The sequence below is a fragment of the Trinickia terrae genome (assembly GCF_005144415.1).
Taxonomy (GTDB): domain Bacteria; phylum Pseudomonadota; class Gammaproteobacteria; order Burkholderiales; family Burkholderiaceae; genus Trinickia_A; species Trinickia_A terrae.
Genome location: NZ_SWJE01000013.1, coordinates 1 through 15,983, shown reverse-complemented (window position 1 = coordinate 15,983; position 15,983 = coordinate 1). Strand labels below are relative to the sequence as shown.

At 61.3% G+C, this 15,983-nt stretch carries 16 protein-coding genes and 1 pseudogene; 14 read left to right on the top strand and 3 right to left on the bottom strand.

The window, feature by feature from the left end:
* The first annotated feature begins 130 nt into the window (after window positions 1–130).
* From mdlC to FAZ69_RS34030, 5 genes are all read left to right on the top strand, one after another.
* Window positions 131–1,738: a benzoylformate decarboxylase gene (mdlC, locus tag FAZ69_RS22445; protein ID WP_136897298.1), complete on the top strand. Its 1,608-nt coding sequence runs from the start codon at window positions 131–133 to the stop codon at window positions 1,736–1,738.
* Between the two features lie 76 nt (window positions 1,739–1,814).
* The gene (locus tag FAZ69_RS22440; RefSeq protein WP_136897297.1) at window positions 1,815–3,266 is read left to right on the top strand and encodes an aldehyde dehydrogenase; all 1,452 of its coding nucleotides are present in this window, start codon (window positions 1,815–1,817) and stop codon (window positions 3,264–3,266) included.
* A gap of 24 nt (window positions 3,267–3,290) precedes the next feature.
* Window positions 3,291–4,244 carry a ketopantoate reductase family protein gene (locus FAZ69_RS22435; RefSeq protein ID WP_136897456.1) on the top strand — a complete coding sequence of 318 codons (954 nt, stop codon included), beginning with the start codon at window positions 3,291–3,293 and terminating at the stop codon, window positions 4,242–4,244.
* Between the two features lie 178 nt (window positions 4,245–4,422).
* Complete coding sequence (locus FAZ69_RS22430) at window positions 4,423–5,817, top strand: MFS transporter (protein WP_439654789.1); 1,395 nt, start codon at window positions 4,423–4,425, stop codon at window positions 5,815–5,817.
* A 508-nt stretch (window positions 5,818–6,325) separates the two neighbouring features.
* Complete coding sequence (locus FAZ69_RS34030) at window positions 6,326–7,705, top strand: hypothetical protein (RefSeq protein ID WP_240702422.1); 1,380 nt, start codon at window positions 6,326–6,328, stop codon at window positions 7,703–7,705.
* 165 nt (window positions 7,706–7,870) lie between these two features.
* Here the strand turns inward: FAZ69_RS34030 and FAZ69_RS22420 are convergent, their stop codons facing one another.
* Window positions 7,871–9,226, bottom strand: a complete 1,356-nt coding sequence (locus FAZ69_RS22420; RefSeq protein WP_136897295.1) for an IS110 family RNA-guided transposase — start codon at window positions 9,224–9,226, stop codon at window positions 7,871–7,873.
* A gap of 184 nt (window positions 9,227–9,410) precedes the next feature.
* Here FAZ69_RS22420 and FAZ69_RS22415 point away from each other — a divergent pair, with 184 nt between their 5' ends.
* The 4 genes and pseudogenes from FAZ69_RS22415 (at window position 9,411) to FAZ69_RS22400 (ending at window position 11,633) form a co-directional block, all read left to right on the top strand.
* Window positions 9,411–9,641 (top strand): site-specific integrase, encoded by a 231-nt coding sequence (locus FAZ69_RS22415; protein ID WP_136897294.1) that lies wholly within the window; start codon window positions 9,411–9,413, stop codon window positions 9,639–9,641.
* A 108-nt stretch (window positions 9,642–9,749) separates the two neighbouring features.
* Window positions 9,750–10,109 carry a virulence factor gene (locus FAZ69_RS22410; protein ID WP_240702421.1) on the top strand — a complete coding sequence of 120 codons (360 nt, stop codon included), beginning with the start codon at window positions 9,750–9,752 and terminating at the stop codon, window positions 10,107–10,109.
* 123 nt (window positions 10,110–10,232) lie between these two features.
* A pseudogene (locus FAZ69_RS22405) lies at window positions 10,233–10,616 on the top strand (VOC family protein); the annotation flags it as partial.
* 585 nt (window positions 10,617–11,201) lie between these two features.
* The gene (locus FAZ69_RS22400) at window positions 11,202–11,633 is read left to right on the top strand and encodes a hypothetical protein (protein ID WP_136897293.1); all 432 of its coding nucleotides are present in this window, start codon (window positions 11,202–11,204) and stop codon (window positions 11,631–11,633) included.
* A gap of 92 nt (window positions 11,634–11,725) precedes the next feature.
* Here the strand turns inward: FAZ69_RS22400 and FAZ69_RS22395 are convergent, their stop codons facing one another.
* Both FAZ69_RS22395 and FAZ69_RS22390 read right to left on the bottom strand, forming a co-directional pair.
* Window positions 11,726–12,205 carry a helix-turn-helix domain-containing protein gene (locus FAZ69_RS22395; RefSeq protein ID WP_206171231.1) on the bottom strand — a complete coding sequence of 160 codons (480 nt, stop codon included), beginning with the start codon at window positions 12,203–12,205 and terminating at the stop codon, window positions 11,726–11,728.
* Window positions 12,206–12,535: 330 nt separating this feature from the next.
* Entirely contained in the window at window positions 12,536–12,715 is a 180-nt protein-coding gene (locus tag FAZ69_RS22390) for a hypothetical protein (protein ID WP_136897292.1), read from the bottom strand.
* Window positions 12,716–13,225: 510 nt separating this feature from the next.
* On the opposite strand from FAZ69_RS22390, the gene FAZ69_RS22385 reads away from it, so the two are divergent.
* The 5 genes from FAZ69_RS22385 to FAZ69_RS22365 all read left to right on the top strand — a co-directional run bounded on the left by FAZ69_RS22385 (window position 13,226) and on the right by FAZ69_RS22365 (window position 15,906).
* Entirely contained in the window at window positions 13,226–13,540 is a 315-nt protein-coding gene (locus FAZ69_RS22385) for a cellulose synthase (protein ID WP_136897291.1), read from the top strand.
* Between the two features lie 154 nt (window positions 13,541–13,694).
* A complete protein-coding gene (locus tag FAZ69_RS22380; protein ID WP_240702430.1) occupies window positions 13,695–14,738 on the top strand; it encodes a ParB/RepB/Spo0J family partition protein in 1,044 nt (347 codons plus the stop codon).
* A gap of 373 nt (window positions 14,739–15,111) precedes the next feature.
* A complete protein-coding gene (locus FAZ69_RS22375; protein WP_136897289.1) occupies window positions 15,112–15,291 on the top strand; it encodes a hypothetical protein in 180 nt (59 codons plus the stop codon).
* 29 nt (window positions 15,292–15,320) lie between these two features.
* Window positions 15,321–15,575: a major capsid protein gene (locus FAZ69_RS22370; RefSeq protein ID WP_240702420.1), complete on the top strand. Its 255-nt coding sequence runs from the start codon at window positions 15,321–15,323 to the stop codon at window positions 15,573–15,575.
* A 73-nt stretch (window positions 15,576–15,648) separates the two neighbouring features.
* The gene (locus tag FAZ69_RS22365) at window positions 15,649–15,906 is read left to right on the top strand and encodes a hypothetical protein (protein ID WP_136897288.1); all 258 of its coding nucleotides are present in this window, start codon (window positions 15,649–15,651) and stop codon (window positions 15,904–15,906) included.
* The last annotated feature ends 77 nt before the right edge of the window (window positions 15,907–15,983 follow it).

Genomic DNA, 15,983 nt, shown 5'->3' with positions numbered 1-15,983 from the left:
CAAAGGCATACCAAAAAGTAATGCCTTTGGCACGAGAAATCAATTTTCAAACATGGGCTGCTCTCGGATACTGCCCCGACACTCAACTGCGCCCTCGGCCGAGCGGCGCTCAGAACAGCAAGGAATGCTCATGAATTCCTCGTCGACGCACGAACCGGGCGCGCCAGGCGGCGTGACGGTCCGCGGTGCCGTGATTGACCTGCTACGCCGCCTTCGCATTACCTCCCTGTTCGCCAATCCCGGCTCGACCGAGCTGCCGATGTTCCGCGATTTCCCCAGCGATTTCCGTTACGTGCTGGGCCTGCAGGAAGCGGTCGTGGTGGGCATGGCCGACGGCTACGCACAGGCGAGCGGCAACGCGGCGCTCGTCAACCTGCATTCGGCGGCGGGCGTCGGCAACGCGATGGGCAACATCTTCACGGCGTACAAGAACCAGACACCGCTCATCGTCACGGCGGGCCAGCAGGCGCGCTCGATCCTGCCGTTCGATCCGTTTCTGGCGTCGAGAGAGGCGACCGAGCTGCCGAAGCCCTATGTCAAATGGAGCATCGAGCCGGCGCGCGCCGCCGACGTGCCGCTCGCGCTCGCGCGTGCTTATCACATTGCGATGCAGGAGCCGCGCGGTCCGGTGTTCGTGTCGATCCCGGTCGACGATTGGGACCAGCCTGCGCAATACGTCGGGCCGACCCAGGTCAGCACGGCGGTGCGGCCCGATCCGCACGCCTTGCAGCAGTTCGGCGATGCGCTCGATGCGTGCCGGCGGCCGGCGTTCGTCGTCGGTGCCTCGGTCGATCGCGCGGGCGCTTGGGACGGCATCGTCACGCTCGCCGAGCGGCACCACGCGCGCGTGTTCGTTGCGCCGATGTCCGCGCGCTGCTCGTTTCCCGAAGACCACCGCCTGTTCGCGGGCTTCCTTCCGGCGATGCGCGAAAAGATCGTCGCGGCGCTCGCCGGGCACGACTTGATCGTGGTGCTGGGCGCGCCCGCGTTCACTTATCACGTCGAGGGCGATGGGCCGCACGTGCCGGACGGCGCGACGCTGTTCCAACTGACCGACGACCCGTCGGTTGCCGCGTGGATTCCGGCGGGCTCGTCGGTGGTCGGCAATCTGCGGCTCGGCATCGCCGACCTGCTCGCACGCGCCGCGCCGAAGCCGCGCGAGGCGCCGGCACCGCGCTCCGCGCGGCCGCAGGCGGAGCCATCGCCACGGATGTCGGTGGCGTACGCCCTGCAGACGCTCGCCGAAGTGCGCGACACAGCGGACATCGTCGTCGAGGAGGCCCCGAGCTCGCGGCCTGTGATGCAGGACTACCTGCCGTTCACGAAGAGCGGCACCTTCTACACGATGGCGAGCGGCGGTCTCGGCTATGGGATGCCGGCCGCGGTGGGCGTTGCGCTGGCGCGCCCGGGCGAGCGCGTGATCGGCTTGATCGGCGACGGGTCGAGCATGTACTCGATCCAGGCGCTCTATAGCGCGGCGCAATTGAACTTGCCGATTACTTTTGTGATCCTCAATAACTCGCGCTATGCGGCGCTGCAGGATTTCGCGCCGGTGTTCGGCTTCGCGAAGAACGATCCGGTACAGGGCACCGACCTGCCTGGTCTCGACTTCGTCGCGCTCGGCGCGGGCATGGGCTGCGGGGGCGTGCGCGTCGCCGATCCGGCGCAGTTGAAGAGTGCGCTGACGGCGGCTCTGGCGTCGCGCAAGCCGGCTGTCGTCGAAGTGATCGTCGCTTGATGCATTGAATGCGCTGAACGTGCTGCGATGCGGTTCGCGGCCGTCCAACCCCAAACGACCCCAAGGAGACACGTACATGCACCAGGTTTCGATGCTGATCGGCGGCGAGCGCGTGCAGGCCGGCAACGGTGCGACATTCGAGCGTTGTAATCCGCTCGACGGTGCGACGGCGTCGCGCGCGCCCGCCGCGACGCTCGAGGACGCGCGCCGCGCCGTGCGGGCCGCCTCCGCGGCATTCGCCGGCTGGGCCGCGATGGGCCCCACCGAGCGCCGCTATCTGCTGACGCGCGCCGCCGGCGCGCTCGAAGCCAGAGTCGACGCGTTCGCCGCGGCGATGGCCGCGGAGACGGGCGCCTCGCGCATCTGGGCCGACTTCAACGTCCATCTCGCGGCCGAAGGGCTGCGCGAGGCCGCGGGGCTGACGACGCAGATCGCCGGCGAAGTCATTCCCTCGGACGTCCCCGGCAGTCTCGCGATGGCGGTGCGCCAGCCCGCGGGCGTCGTGCTCGGCATCGCGCCCTGGAATGCGCCGGTGATACTCGCGGTGCGCGCGCTCGCGCTGCCGCTCGCCTGCGGCAACACGGTGGTGCTCAAGGGCTCGGAGCTGTGCCCGGCGACGCATGGGCTGATCGCCGAGGCGTTGCAGGAAGCCGGGCTGCCGAAGGGCGTCGTCAACTTCGTGACGAACGCGCCCGCCGACGCGGGAATGATCGTCGAGGCCTTGATCGCTGAGCCGGCGGTCAGGCGCGTGAACTTCACCGGCTCGACGCGCGTCGGCAAGATCATCGCGGCGAACTGCGCGACGCACTTGAAGCCGGCCGTGCTGGAACTGGGCGGCAAGGCGCCGTTCATCGTGCTCGACGACGCGGATCTCGACGCCGCCGTCAACGCCGCCGCATTCGGCGCGTTCGCGAATTCCGGGCAGATCTGCATGTCGACGGAACGGATCATTGCCGCGAGCGCGATTGCCGATTTGTTCGTCGAGCGGCTTGCGGCGAAGGCGCGAGCCTTGCCGCTCGGCGATCCGCGCAAAGGGCCCGTGGTGCTCGGCTCGGTCGTCGACATGACGACGGTCGCGCGCTGCAACGCCCTGATCGACGACGCGCTCGCGAAGGGCGCGCGGCTCGTCTGCGGCGGCAAGGCTGAGAGCACGCTGATGCCGGCCACGCTGCTCGACCACGTCACGCCCGCGATGCGCATCTACACGGAGGAATCGTTCGGTCCCGTGAAGCCGATCGTGCGCGTGAAGGACGACGACGAAGCGGTCGCCTGCGCGAACGACAACGAATACGGGCTGTCGTCGGCGGTCTTCAGCCGCGACCTCGCGCGCGCGATGCAGCTTGCCAGGCGGATCGAATCGGGGATCTGCCACATCAACGGGCCGACCGTTCACGACGAAGCGCAGATGCCGTTCGGCGGCGTGAAGTCGAGCGGCTTCGGGCACTTCGGCGGCAAGGCGGGCATCGCCGAGTTCACCGACCTGCGCTGGATGACCGTGCAGACCACGCCGCGCCAATACCCCTTCTGACGAGGACTTTGCATGACGACAAACATGAAGATCGCCGTGCTCGGCGCGGGAGCGATGGGTTCCCTGTTCGGCGGGCTGCTCGCCGAAAGCGGGCAGCATGTCACGCTGCTCGACATCGACGAAGCGCACCTGGACGCGATTCGCCAAGCCGGACTGCGCGTGCAGACGGACCAGGGCGACCGGCGCGTGACGAACCTCGAAGTCCGCAGGCCCGAAGCGCCGGGCGCGGAGCCCGACCTGCTGATCGTGTTCACGAAGTCGCTGCATACGCGCGGGGCGCTGTCGGCGCTGCGGCACCTGATCGGTCCGGAGACCTTCGTGCTGACGCTGCAGAACGGTCTCGGCAACGTCGAGGCGTTGAGCGAGTTCGTGGCGCCGCAACGCATCCTGATCGGCGTCACGACCTGGCCATCCGACCTGGTTGCTCCGGGCCACGTCAGCTCGCACGGCGAAGGGCAGATCCGGATGATGAGCGCGGACGGCGTCCTGCGGCCGGAAGTCGAGGCGACGGCGCGCGCACTCGACGCCGCAGGACTGAACTGCGAGATCGACCCGCAAGTCTGGACCTCGATCTGGGAGAAGGTCGCGTTCAACGCGGCGCTGAACAGCCTGTGCGCCGTGACCGGCTGCTCGGTCGACGGGCTCGGCGCGGTGGCGGACGGCCGCGCGCTCGCGTCGCAGATCGTCGGCGAAGTGCTGGCGGTGGCGCGTACGCAGGGCGTCGACATCGATGCGGAGCGGTGCCGGGCCAAGGTTGCGCACGCGATCGCGAATCATCGCGGGCACAAGCCGTCGATGCTGCAGGATATGCTCGCCGGGCGGCGCACCGAGATCGAGGCGATCAACGGCGCTGTCGTCGCGAAGGCTGGCGAGTGCGGCGTACCCGTGCCGCATACCGAGATCCTGCTGCAGCTCGTGCGTGTCGCGGAGGCCCGGCGGCTCGGTGAGGTCGCGCGTTCTGCTATGCCGGATGCTTAGCCTGTCGCGGCGATTTACGCCGTGACAGAACGTGGCTCATCTTTTCATCTTTTCAACATGCGGTTTCTTGCCGCTCATCGCAACGTCATAAGAGCGCTAGCTGCACCGAGGCGCCGTTCAGAGAAGGAGACTATGAATGACACATCGCGCACCAAATGATTTAGCCGCCGGAATTTCAGTGGAAGGACAGAAGGCATCGCAACGCCCGGGCATCGAGCTGCCGCCGACGAGCGCCGCCACGCTCGACATCGGGCGTGTGCTCGACGACGGCCCGTTCACGCTCGTGCAAAAGATCGCCGTGATGCTGGCGGCGCTGTCGATCGTGCTTGACGGCTTCGACGGCCAATTGATCGGCTTTGCCATCCCCGTGCTGATCAAGGAGTGGGGCATCACGCGCAACGCCTTCGCGCCCGCGGTGGCGGCCGGTTTGATCGGAATGGGCATCGGCAGCGCGCTCGGCGGCGTTTGTGCCGACCGCTTCGGGCGGCGCTGGGCGGTGATCCTGAGCGTGCTCACGTTCGGCACGGCGACCTGCGCGATCGGCCTCGCCAACAACGTCGCGACGATTGCGGGGCTGCGCTTTATCGCCGGCCTCGGCATCGGCGGCGCGCTGCCGACTGCAACGACGATGACCGCCGAATTCACACCGGCGCGCCGCCGCACGCTGGCCGTCACCGCGACGATCGTATGCGTGCCGCTCGGCGGCATGTTGGCTGGTTTGTTCTCATCCCACGTGCTGCCGCATCACGGCTGGCGCGCGCTGTTTTTCATCGGTGGGGCGCTGCCGCTCGTGGTGGCGGTGTTGCTGTTCGCGACGCTGCCCGAATCGCCGCGCTATCTCGCACGCGTGCCAGCGCGCTGGGACGAGTTGCGCGCGTTGCTTGCGCGCATGTCGCGGCCGTCCCAGGCCAGCACGCGCTTCGTCGACGCCGCCGAGCAGCGCGCCGAGGCGCGCGCCGGCTTCGGTGCGCTGTTCGAGCCGGGGCGCGGGCGCGACACGATCGCAATCTGGTGCGCGTTCTTCATGTGCCTGCTGGCGGTCTACAGCGCGTTCAGCTGGCTGCCGACGATGCTGGCCTCCGAGGGGCTCGACGTGTCGGTCGCGGGGACGGGGCTGACCGCCTACAACCTCGGCGGCGTGCTCGGCGCGCTGTGCTGCGCGGTGGCGATCACGCGCTTCGGTTCGCGCTGGCCATTGCTGCTGTGCGCGGCGGGCGGCGCGGCGACGGCGTTCCTGCTGCGCGAGGTCAACGCGGCGGAGCATACCGGCTGGTTCGTGCTGGGCCTCGGTTTGCACGGCTTGTTCGTCAACGCCGCCCAGTCGACGATGTATGCGCTTTGCACGTACGTGTATCCGACGCTGGTGCGGGCGACGGGGACGGCGGCGGCGCTTGCGTTCGGCCGACTCGGGGCGATTCTCAGCGCGTTTGCCGGGGCCATGGTGATTACCGCGGGTGGGGCGCCGCTTTATCTGGGGATGCTGGGTGTGGCGATGTGCCTGGTTTGCGTCGCGCTCATGCTGGTCAAGCGGCATATCGCGCCGCTGCGGGGGGAGGCAGCGAGTGCTCGGTGACGGACATGCGATGCTTGATTTTCTTGTCGTTTGCCGAGCGATTGGAGATTAAAGAAGGTTAGAGGCTCGACCGGCTTATTCTTGAGGTGCATTTTTTGCGCTTGGAGGGTATCCGCCGGTCGGGTGCGCAAAAAAAGAAAAAGGCCCTCGGCTTTCGCCAGAGGGCCTTTATTCTTCGGGTTTTACATACCCATGATTCTGGTGGGTAGTACTGGGATCGAACCAGTGACCCCTGCGGTGTGAAGGCGCAGTTCACCATTGGGAAGTAACTCACCATCGTGCCTCCATTGAGCAGGGGATGCAGTCATCACTCTCTCCCCGAAACCCGACAGGATGCAAATAAAAATTTCCCCAGCAAACTCCATTGACGACCGCAAAATCACCGGCGCGACGCGCCTGAGTCAAAATTTTATTTTTCTGTAACGCCATTCTGTTTTAATCGTACTCGGTGAGACAGGCCAGTATCGCCATCCTATTAAAGTTGCAGATCCTTTAAACAAGAACGATTATGACAGCTTACACAGTATCCAATCCCGTGCCGATGAGCGCCTTGCCGACTACCAGCGGAGTGGTGCAGCAATTTCTTGTCGGTACCACCAATACAGGCAGTTCGACCTTTGCGCCTGACGGGCTCGCCGCAGCCCCGATTTTCGGCTTGGGCGGCGCACAACTACAAGGTAGTGAGATTGTCGCCGAGGGCATCGCGACCTTGGTTTCATACGTTGGGTCGTTGCTCAATTCAGGCAGTCTATGCTGGGTACTATTCGGCTGCACTGGGGGCGCGGAACAGGTTGGAACGGGTACCGGCAGCCAGCAGGCAGCCACGGTCGGCCAGATTCAGACGGGTTCGCTGATCGGTGCCGCTGCGGCTGGAACCGCTAATGCGCTAACGGCAACGATCGCGTCGACGTTAACTTCGCTGACGAATGGTCAACCACTGATGATCGTCGCGGCAGCCGCCAATACTGGTGCAGCGACGCTGACTTTGACGCTCGGCAGCACGGCGCTTTCGGCGTTGTCGATTGTCAAAGGCGCTAACCAGCCCTTGAATGCGGGCGACATTCCTAGCGCGGGTTATCCGATCGAACTCAATTACAGTTCCACGTTCGGCGCGTTTGTGATGCAAAACCCGGCGACAGGGATATCTCAGACACTGGGCCTAGTGGGAGCGGTCAGTAACGCGAAGATGAGCGTGACGACAGCATCCGCCAGCGCCACTCTTACAGCGGACCAGATTATTGTCGGCACGGCGTTAAACGGTATGCAGTACCTGTTGTCGAACTATAGCGAAACTATCAATCTGGCGACAACCGGCGCTGGCGGCATGGACACCGGATCGGCACCTGCCAGCGGGTACGTTGCGCTGTATGCGATCTACAACCCAGCGACCGGTGCTATTAGCATATTGGCGACCAATGCCACCTCTGCCGTTGCGCCGAATGTATATGGCGGTTCACACATGCCGAGCGGTTATACCGCTTCTGCGCTGCTCGCAGTTTGGCCCACGACCAGTGGCTCTCTATTTGGGATCGGTTATTGGTCTGGCCGACGATTTAGTTTTGTAATGGCTACGGTATTGTCGACCACCACGGTCCAATCCAGTTTCACATCGTTGTCGATTAGCGGTGCAGTGCCGCCCAATGCCAAAAGTATCGGCGGCACCGTTACGACGAATAATTCAGCCGCATCGACGAGCGTTCTCAGTGTTGCGGCATCGTCCGCAGGTATCGGCCAGCAATATGTCGATGTGGCAAGTTCTGCCGGTGCTGTTTCGGGAGCTACATCCTTCTCATTACAGCTGGCAACGGCGCAAACTATCTACTACTCGTCAAGCGCCAACGCCGGTTCTTGCACGTTTGTGGTGCAACTAAGCAGCTACACTATCTGAGGTTTTCTGATCGTCATTTCGTGATCAGCTGCAAGCACCTTCCTGCCGACTCTGAGCGCGAAGGTGCCTCCCATGGGGAGCGGGGCGGATATCCGCGAGAGGGTGCATTGATTGGTCGAAAAAAAGCCCCGACGAATCGGGGCTTTCCTGAGAAACTCAATGTGTTCAGGCGACTTTTTTCTGCAGCACATACCCCAGCGACTCGGCACGGCGAGTGAGATTGTTTAAGACCCGCTGACGGTAGCGTTCCTCGTAATATGCGGCGCCCGGATCGACGTACTCCATGCCATAGCGCAGCGTGTTGTAGAAGAGAACGGCAATTTTGCGAGCGGTGGCGGTAACAGCCTTGGCCTTGCCGATTCGGGCTGACAGGCGCCGGTAGAAGCCACCCAGAGCCGTGTCCGTCCTGCCCACTGTCGTCGCGGCCAGCCGCAGTGCGGCGGCCGCTTTGCTGGACGAGCGGCGCGTCTTCGATGAGAGGATCTTGCCGCCCGAGATCTTGTTGCCAGGCGCGAGGCACAACCACGACGTGAAGTGCTTCACTGTCGGCCAGCGCGACATGTCGTTACCGCATTCGGCGACGAGCTTGAGCGCAACGTAGGGCCCCAGGCCGTGAATCTGGGTCGGGTCGACGCCGAGCATGTCGTACAGCGCGGCACGTACGTCGAAGGCGAAGCCATTCGGCTGTTTGGTCCGATGTCGCGCCGCGGGCATGGGGGCTGTGGGCGGTTCGACTCCAGTCTGCAGGTGTCGAACCGCGACTTCAATTCGCTCATCACATTGTGCGACCTGGGTTTGGTAGAAATCGTAAAGTGCGAGCGCCTGCGTGAGCTCGAACACGTGCTCCGCTTGGTAGTGGCCGATCAGGGAGTCGCGGATGGTTTCGACGGAGGCCTTGCAGCGCACATCGCGATACTTGGCGAGGTCATCGGCATTGCGTTCGCCGGCGACGATGGCGCGGATGATCTTCATGCCGGTGGCACCGGTCACGTCCTCCACCACTTGATGCAGTTGAACGTTCATCAGCGTCAGCGCCTTCTGCATGTGCTGGATGTGGGACGCTGCGTATTCCAGCAGACGCTCGCGCTGCCGCAGATAGGAGCGCAGCGTCGCCACGTCGTGGCTCGGACGGAAACTCGCTCGCAGCAGCCCGTAGGAGCGCAGCTTCTGCAGCCACTGTGCATCGTTCACATCGGTCTTGCGCCCCGGCACGTTCTTCGCGTCCCGGGCGTTGACGAGGACCACCTCGAAACCGCGTGCCTCCAGGATCTCGAACACCGGAATCCAGTAGACGCCAGTCGACTCCATCGCCACCGTGCGAATTCCGAGCTGCTTGAGCCAGTCGGCAAGCTCGTGAAGCTCTTTCGTGAAACTGCGAAACGAACGTACGGGTTCAGCATCGCGTTCGGGGCCGACCGCGACCACATGAAACTGCGCGCCGATGTCGATCGCTGCCGCGTGCGGGTGAACCACGGAAATTTGCGCCGCGCTGCTGGCGCGTCGGGACTTCGTTGCCGGCATATTCGCCCTCCGCCATCAGAATGGTCAGGTCGAAGGGCGGGACAGCGGATTTGATCACCTTCCTGAACGGGATCGCCTTGCGGCGTCACCAATGCTGGGTCCGCATCGGTCCCTGGACCACGTTTTTTAACGGGATGACTCACCAAAAAGCGAACGGCCGCTCGCCGTCGGTGGTGATGCTCGTTTGACAACTATTCAGAAGGGCTTTCAGGCGGCATGCGACCGTGCAGGCATTGAGGATTTTCGCGTGCATGACCTGCGGCACACCTTCGCGTCTTGGCTGGTAATGGCGGGTGTCTCGCTGTATGTCGTAAAGGAGCTGCTTGGCCACTCCTCGATTACCGTGACTGAACGGTATGCACATTTAGCGCCGCATGTGGGGCGGGCGGCAGTGCAGCTGCTGCTCGATGTCTAGGCGGTATACGCTGTGTGGCATAACGAGTTACAATGCAGATGTAATCTGGCTTGTTGTGTCTAGCCATTTCGACACCGCTCGCGGTGTCTGTCGATTTGGGAGAGGACCATGGGTCAATTCAACGATACGCTGCACACACTGCTCGAACAAGCTCAAAAGACCCCGTTTCCCAAAGAGGCTGGCCGCATGTACGCCATTGCATTTGACCTAGACACTGACGCGCTGAAAAGCTCTTACGGCAAGCCTTCTTGGCAGAATGCCTACGGTGAAATCAAGGCGATTCTTGTGGATAAGGGGTTCGCGTGGCAGCAAGGAAGCGTGTATTTCGGCAATAAAGACATGACCGCTGTCCAGTGCGTCCTGGCTGCCCAAGAAGTTAGTCGGACGCTGCCTTGGTTCAAGACGGTGGTTCGAGACATTCGGATGCTCCGGATTGAGGAGTTGAATGACTTGGGTCCAGCGTTGTAACCTACCAAGCGAAAACCACCATATAGAGGCCCGCAATGCGGGCCTTATTTTTGTCGGATGTCGAACGTAGTTCTGCCGTGGTAGCGTGCAAAGACATCGCGGCTTGGACAGGAACAGATCAAGATGATTTCGCATGTTTTCGTGGGCGTTAATGACTTTGACCGGGCCTTCAGATTCTATTCGGCCCTCATGAGCGAGCTGGGGCATAAACTGAAATTTTGTGAGCCTGATAAACCATGGGCGGGTTGGATGGCTGAGGACATGCCGCATCCGCTCTTCCTTATCGGCAGGCCATATGATGGCAACTCAGCAGAACACGGAAACGGTCAAATGGTGGCGTTGCTTGCGCCTAATCGTCGTTCAGTCGACAACGCATACGCTGGCGCGCTGGCAAACTCAGGTTCTTGCGAAGGTCCTCCCGGCTTACGAGCACACTACCACCCGAACTATTACGGAGCGTACTTCCGGGACCCGGAGGGAAACAAGATTTGCGTTTGTTGTCACGACAGTGATGAGCCGTGGGTGAGTGGTGATGATGCGCAGTTGGGGGAGAAGCTTCAGCTCAGTGAGGCTCAAGCCACTGGACTACGGAGGAGGATCAAAATACTAAGGCGGTTTGTGTCCGGGGTGAAAGTGCGCAACCCAGGCTTTGATGTGGCGTCTAGTTTTGGGTTTGGCGCCAAAGGCTCAAATATCTTTCGAAAGCTGGATATAAGAGTTGAGGATGGAAAATCGTCCATTCTCACCCTGGTTGACGCCAAAGATCTTTATGATCGTGATACGGGGCAGGAAACTGTTTTCCTCTTCTTCATCCTGGACCAGATTCAAAAGCAATACGTCACAGATGATGAAAACGATGATAGGTCAAACTTGGCAAAGAAACTGAGCGATCCCTGGCGTGACATCGCCTTCGAATCCATTCATATTTGATAAAAGTTTGTGAGTGGCAGTCGATGGCCGCTTGCGTTCTTGACTTTTCGACGATGAGTCTTGTATTCGTTCGATTCGGGCGGTTCTCTTACCAGATCGAACAGTGCCTTTTGAAATCACGAGAGCGAGAAGGGAGGGGGAGTGAATGCGAGTCCAGTCACATTGTCTGCGATCATTGGGGCGTTGGCATCTGGTGGCTTCGCATTGCTGGGCGTAATAATCACATCTGTTTTAGCCAAACGGCGTGAACATGAGGCAGATTGGCGCAAAACAAAGGTGGAGCACTATCAGGAATTTGTGGCGGCGCTCTCGGGAATCATTTCTGGGCGCTCAACGCCTGCAGCTCAGGAGCGTTATGCTGACGCCGTTAATGCGCTTGCACTCGTCGCATCAACGGCAGTGTTGAACGCAGTGCACACATTTCAAAACGAAATATCCTATCGAAATACTTCCCGCAGCGACGAGCGGCATGATGCACTTCTTCGTGGCGTTTTGCTGGCTATGCGCGTTGACGTTCAACCCGTTACCACTGGAGAGGAATCGTTGGCATTTCGGTTCCTCGCCCCGCCTCCGCTCGACGCCGGGGCGTCTTAACCAAACCGGATTTATTCGAACGAGCCGTGCGATGCCAATGGATGGACGAGCGCAAAAAGAAAAAGCCCCGACGAATCGGAGCTTTTTCTTTACTACGCTAGCAGAAGCTTGCTGCTGGCCGTATGAGCCGGTCGAACCAGCTCAAGAGGCGTTTCAGAAGTCTTCGGCCAGAAATCTGGTGGGTAGTACTGGGATCGAACCAGTGACCCCTGCCGTGTGAAGGCAGTGTGCCACTGGTCGGCGGCATGGGCGGTATTTGGCGATGCTGCGAACAAGCCCGCCGCGATACCAAGGGCCAGTGCCGCAGTCAACCCGGCAGCTCGCAGGTTCCCCAGCGCCCGATCCCATACTGAGCGATGGCCTGCGTTCAGTTCCTTTTCTACTTCTGCCAGCGTTTCGAAGATCGGTAGTTCCGCCATTTCAGCAAGCATCGCGACTTCCGTCGCGTTCGGTTTGCTCCGGATAGCGCGCCAGTTCGAGAGAGTCGATTGGCTGACACCTAATTGGGCCGCAACGCTTCCGAGCGAGCCCTGCTTGCGCTTTGCAGCGTCTAAAAGCTCTGCAATATTCATACGAAAACTCCTTGACAGATTTCAAGATTCTTGAAATCATTCGTTTCAAGAAATTTGAAATATTTCATGCATCTTGTACCGTTGGACGGACTATAGCAGGTTCGGCGGCAGTTGTACCCAATGGGTACATTCTTTCGCATGCGAAAGGTTTCAACCGCGCTGTTGCCTCCCCCTCGGATAGCGGTTGCTTTGCATGGCGGGCTCGTATAGCCGCCTGTCTTTTTGAGGGGCAGTGGCGTGGATGAGAATGAAACGGGGTGTGCAGTGGCCAAGTGTTCGCAAGACTTTGTGACGCCGGATCTGTTTAGCGGCCAAGTGTCGAGGCCCGCCCTAGTCATGCCGGTGGATGTGCGCCGTCGGGATGTTCGATCGGTGCCGGTCGAGCTGGTGAGCGAGCTGTGCGAGTGGTGCGGTGTGGATCGCGCTGGTGGCTGCGGCGCGTGTAGCGATTTGAGGGGAGAGGTAGATGATGTGCACGTATAAGCCGTCTTCCGATGCAAACGTGGTCATGTTGTGGCCCGGCGCTAATGGGGCGGACGAACCGACGTTGATGCGCGGTTATGAGGCGGTGCGCCCGTTGTTGGTGGCGGCGGGTGGGGAGCCGGAATTGTGGCTTGGACGAAGTGAAGGTTTTGGCCTGTACCTGTGCGTTTTGAGCGGGGGCGGTCCGTTGGATCGTCGGGAGCTGGTGGGGGCGTGGGCTTCGGTTGTGTCAGGCGGGGTAATGGTGAAGCGAGTTGTTCGGGCTCGGGCGTTGAAGTACCTGGAGGAGTTCGAACCTTTTGTCGAGCCGCCGGTGTCTGTGCTGGTGGGCACTACGACTTTGACGCGTAGAAGCCTTGAAGCGTCAGATAGTGCTCAAAGTCTTGGGTCGTTTCGATTGTTGTAAAAGGCAGTCTAGCACGCGGGTAGTTGTGGTTCGTGTAGTGATGATGGAGTTGTAAAGCGCCAAGTGCGCGTTCTTTCCCGACATGGGTTTAATCATTGTGAGTAGTAGTACTAACCTGAAAGGATTCGATCATGAATAAGCAAAAGCTGAGCATTCTTCAAGTCATCAAGCGTAGTGGTGTCTCGAAGCGTACTGGTAACCCGTGGGAGATTCACGCGGCGCAATGCGTGTTGGAACAAGACGTCGAAGGGGAAAAGCAAATCCTCGTGGGGACTATCAATATGCCGAACCATCTGAAAGATGTTCTGGCGGGCGACTACCTTGCTGAGTTCGCCTTTGCGCAGTCGATTGAAGGCAAGCTCGAACCGCGCATCGTGTCGTTGCAACCGTTCGGCATGCCGAGCGCTAAGCCGAAGCCCGGCGCTGGCGTGGGTGCGTCTGCCTGACGGCTAAGAGGCGGGCCGTGTCTTGTGGTGCGGTCCGCTTTTTCGCATGCGAAAACGTGAGGGGGCGGGGATGGTGACAAGGCGGAAGAAAGCGGCGGTCCAGCCGTTGAACGGGGATATGTTTCCGGCGTCGGAGGGGCCAAGGTTGCAGTTCGTGGCGCTGCCTGCGATTGACATCAATGACCAGGTGCGCACGCAGTTTGATGAGGCTTCGCTGCTTGAGCTGGCGGCAGACATCAGGGCGCAAGGGATGTTACAGCCGGTGCTGCTGTGTCCGTTGGCTGAGGGGCGGTACCTGTGCATTGCGGGTGAGCGCCGCATTCGTGCCGCACGGATAGCAGGGCTTACTGCGGTGCCTGCGCTGGTTGGCGAGGTCACTGAAGAGCACGCGGAGGATATGCAGCTCGCGGAAAACATTCAGCGAGAGGATTTGAGCCTGACGGATGAGGCGAACGCGATTCGCCGTCTGTATGACCGCCTTGGAAAAGTCGAGTTGGTGGCGGCTCGCGTAAAGAAGTCGGCGGCTTGGGTGTCGAAGCGTCTCGCCGTGACCTATGGAGAGTTCGATTGGCGCGCGAAGAAGCTGCTCGAAGACGGCGTAACTGAGGATATCGAGCTGCTTCAATGCGTGGTGAAGGTGGCGGCGCTGAATCAGTCTGAGGCGTCAGCGCTGGATCGGGCTATCCGCGATGGCAAGGCCGGACGGAAGGAAGCACGGGCGGTCCTGGCGAGGTTGAAGAAACCGGATGCACGTAAGTTGCCGAGTCGGGTCAAGGCGAGTGCGCCTGATGCCGGTGAGCGCAATGGCAATGCGGCTTCGGTGTCGCGGACTGACGCGCGCATCTCATTGGCCGGACTGGTGGACATGCTGCGTAGCGAGGAGTGTGGGCCGATTCCCGAGCTTGTATCGACGGTGCATGTCGAGCTGCAAGCGCTGATGCTGGACGTGTGCCGAACGGACTACACGCGCGGAGCGGAGTGCTCTGAATGTGAGCTTGGCGAGGTGCTTCTGCGGCTGTCACGGTTGCAAGCTGCGGTGTCTTTAGAGGATTGGACCATCCCTATGTTCGCGATGGGCGTGCGTGAGGTCCCGCTGACGCTGGAGAACGTGCTGACGGAGGTCCGGCGTGCTGTCCAGCCTGACGAAGTTTCGCATGCGAAAGCCGGTGAAGGCGAGAGGGTTTCGCAGGACGACTAGCGTTAGGAGTGTCCCGCCTTGGCCGAAGCGATGTAGAGCGACTGCGGATCTGCGGAGTGCAACGGTTATCGCCCTCCAGGCGACCTGCGGGACCGAGTAGCGGGTATCGGCACTGCGGCATAACGAAGGCTGCACGCCGAATCAAGCCACCCTCTCACTGCAAAACTGCTTTTAGGGGAGCGTGAATGTCCTATACGTGCCGATGTGTCGAGTGCGCGGGTTATGAGCCTGAGCCAGATTACTTGCGCGGCTGGTTGCTTCGAACGATAGCGGCGTTTCGTCTCGTTCCTGCTGATGCTGAAGATCGGTGGGTAGTGCGGATGGAGGTTCAGCAGCGTTTGCACGAGCTGGGCGGTCTTCTTGGAGATTGGTGATGGAAAGTATTCCGTTGGATGCGTTGGACCGGATCGCGGTGCAACTGATGTTGTTGAACGCGATGTTGTTCGTGTTCCTGGTCTGTAAGGGTGTGGATTACGCGTCGCGTGCGTTCTTCCGGCGCGATCCGCCCAAGAGGTTGATTCGTTCGAAGCTGGCCCAGTCGGACGAATCCTAATCGGTGGGCTAAATCAGGGAGAAAACAAGATGGATATGAAGAAGCTGGTTGCAGGTGTGAAGGGTGCCGCGAAGCGTGCGGCGGTGGGTGTGGTCGTTGCCGGTGCCTCGGTGGCTGCGTTCGCACAGACGTCGAGCTCGTCGACCGTGGTCGTGGATGTCAGCTCCACTGTTTCCGTGATCTCCGGCGTGGTTTCGGCGGTGACGGCGATTGGAGCGGCGGTCCTGTCGGTCGTGGTGGTGGCGTGGGGCTACAAGACGGTCCGGGGCTTCATCGGTCGCTGATCGAGGGGGCACAAGCGTTCGAAGGCGTCTGGGCAACCGGACGCCTTTTTTCCTGGTGGGGAACGTGATGGCGGTGTCGGCAATCGTGTGTGGTCCGGGTGGCGTGGCAGGTGTCACGTATGCGTTGTCGAGTGGGCGGCAGATCGGTTGCGGGACTGATACGGCGGGCAACACGCTGTACTTGCAAGTCTCCACGTTGTCGACCGATCAGCCGGTGTCGGGCGGTGAGGTGGCGGGCGCTCAGGTTGGCGGGGCGGTGCTGCTCGTGCTCGGGGCTGCGTGGTGCGTGCGTGCTCTACGCGATTTCTTGAATTCGACGTGCGAGGGTTAGCGATGACGTGGTTCTACGAGTCGTTCGGCGTTGTGGTGGCGACCTGTTTGGTTGCCGGTTACATCATCTTCGGGTGA

What these genes read in the sequence shown, in the direction of transcription:
- mdlC (WP_136897298.1), top strand. Translation starts at nt 131, where the DNA reads ATGAATTCCTCGTCGACGCACGAACCGGGCGCGCCAGGCGGCGTGACG.
- FAZ69_RS22440 (WP_136897297.1), top strand. Translation starts at nt 1,815, where the DNA reads ATGCACCAGGTTTCGATGCTGATCGGCGGCGAGCGCGTGCAGGCCGGC.
- FAZ69_RS22435 (WP_136897456.1), top strand. Translation starts at nt 3,291, where the DNA reads ATGAAGATCGCCGTGCTCGGCGCGGGAGCGATGGGTTCCCTGTTCGGC.
- FAZ69_RS34030 (WP_240702422.1), top strand. Translation starts at nt 6,326, where the DNA reads ATGACAGCTTACACAGTATCCAATCCCGTGCCGATGAGCGCCTTGCCG.
- FAZ69_RS22420 (WP_136897295.1), bottom strand. Translation starts at nt 9,226, where the DNA reads ATGCCGGCAACGAAGTCCCGACGCGCCAGCAGCGCGGCGCAAATTTCC.
- FAZ69_RS22410 (WP_240702421.1), top strand. Translation starts at nt 9,750, where the DNA reads ATGGGTCAATTCAACGATACGCTGCACACACTGCTCGAACAAGCTCAA.
- FAZ69_RS22395 (WP_206171231.1), bottom strand. Translation starts at nt 12,205, where the DNA reads ATGAATATTGCAGAGCTTTTAGACGCTGCAAAGCGCAAGCAGGGCTCG.
- FAZ69_RS22390 (WP_136897292.1), bottom strand. Translation starts at nt 12,715, where the DNA reads ATGACCACGTTTGCATCGGAAGACGGCTTATACGTGCACATCATCTAC.
- FAZ69_RS22385 (WP_136897291.1), top strand. Translation starts at nt 13,226, where the DNA reads ATGAATAAGCAAAAGCTGAGCATTCTTCAAGTCATCAAGCGTAGTGGT.
- FAZ69_RS22375 (WP_136897289.1), top strand. Translation starts at nt 15,112, where the DNA reads ATGGAAAGTATTCCGTTGGATGCGTTGGACCGGATCGCGGTGCAACTG.
- FAZ69_RS22370 (WP_240702420.1), top strand. Translation starts at nt 15,321, where the DNA reads ATGGATATGAAGAAGCTGGTTGCAGGTGTGAAGGGTGCCGCGAAGCGT.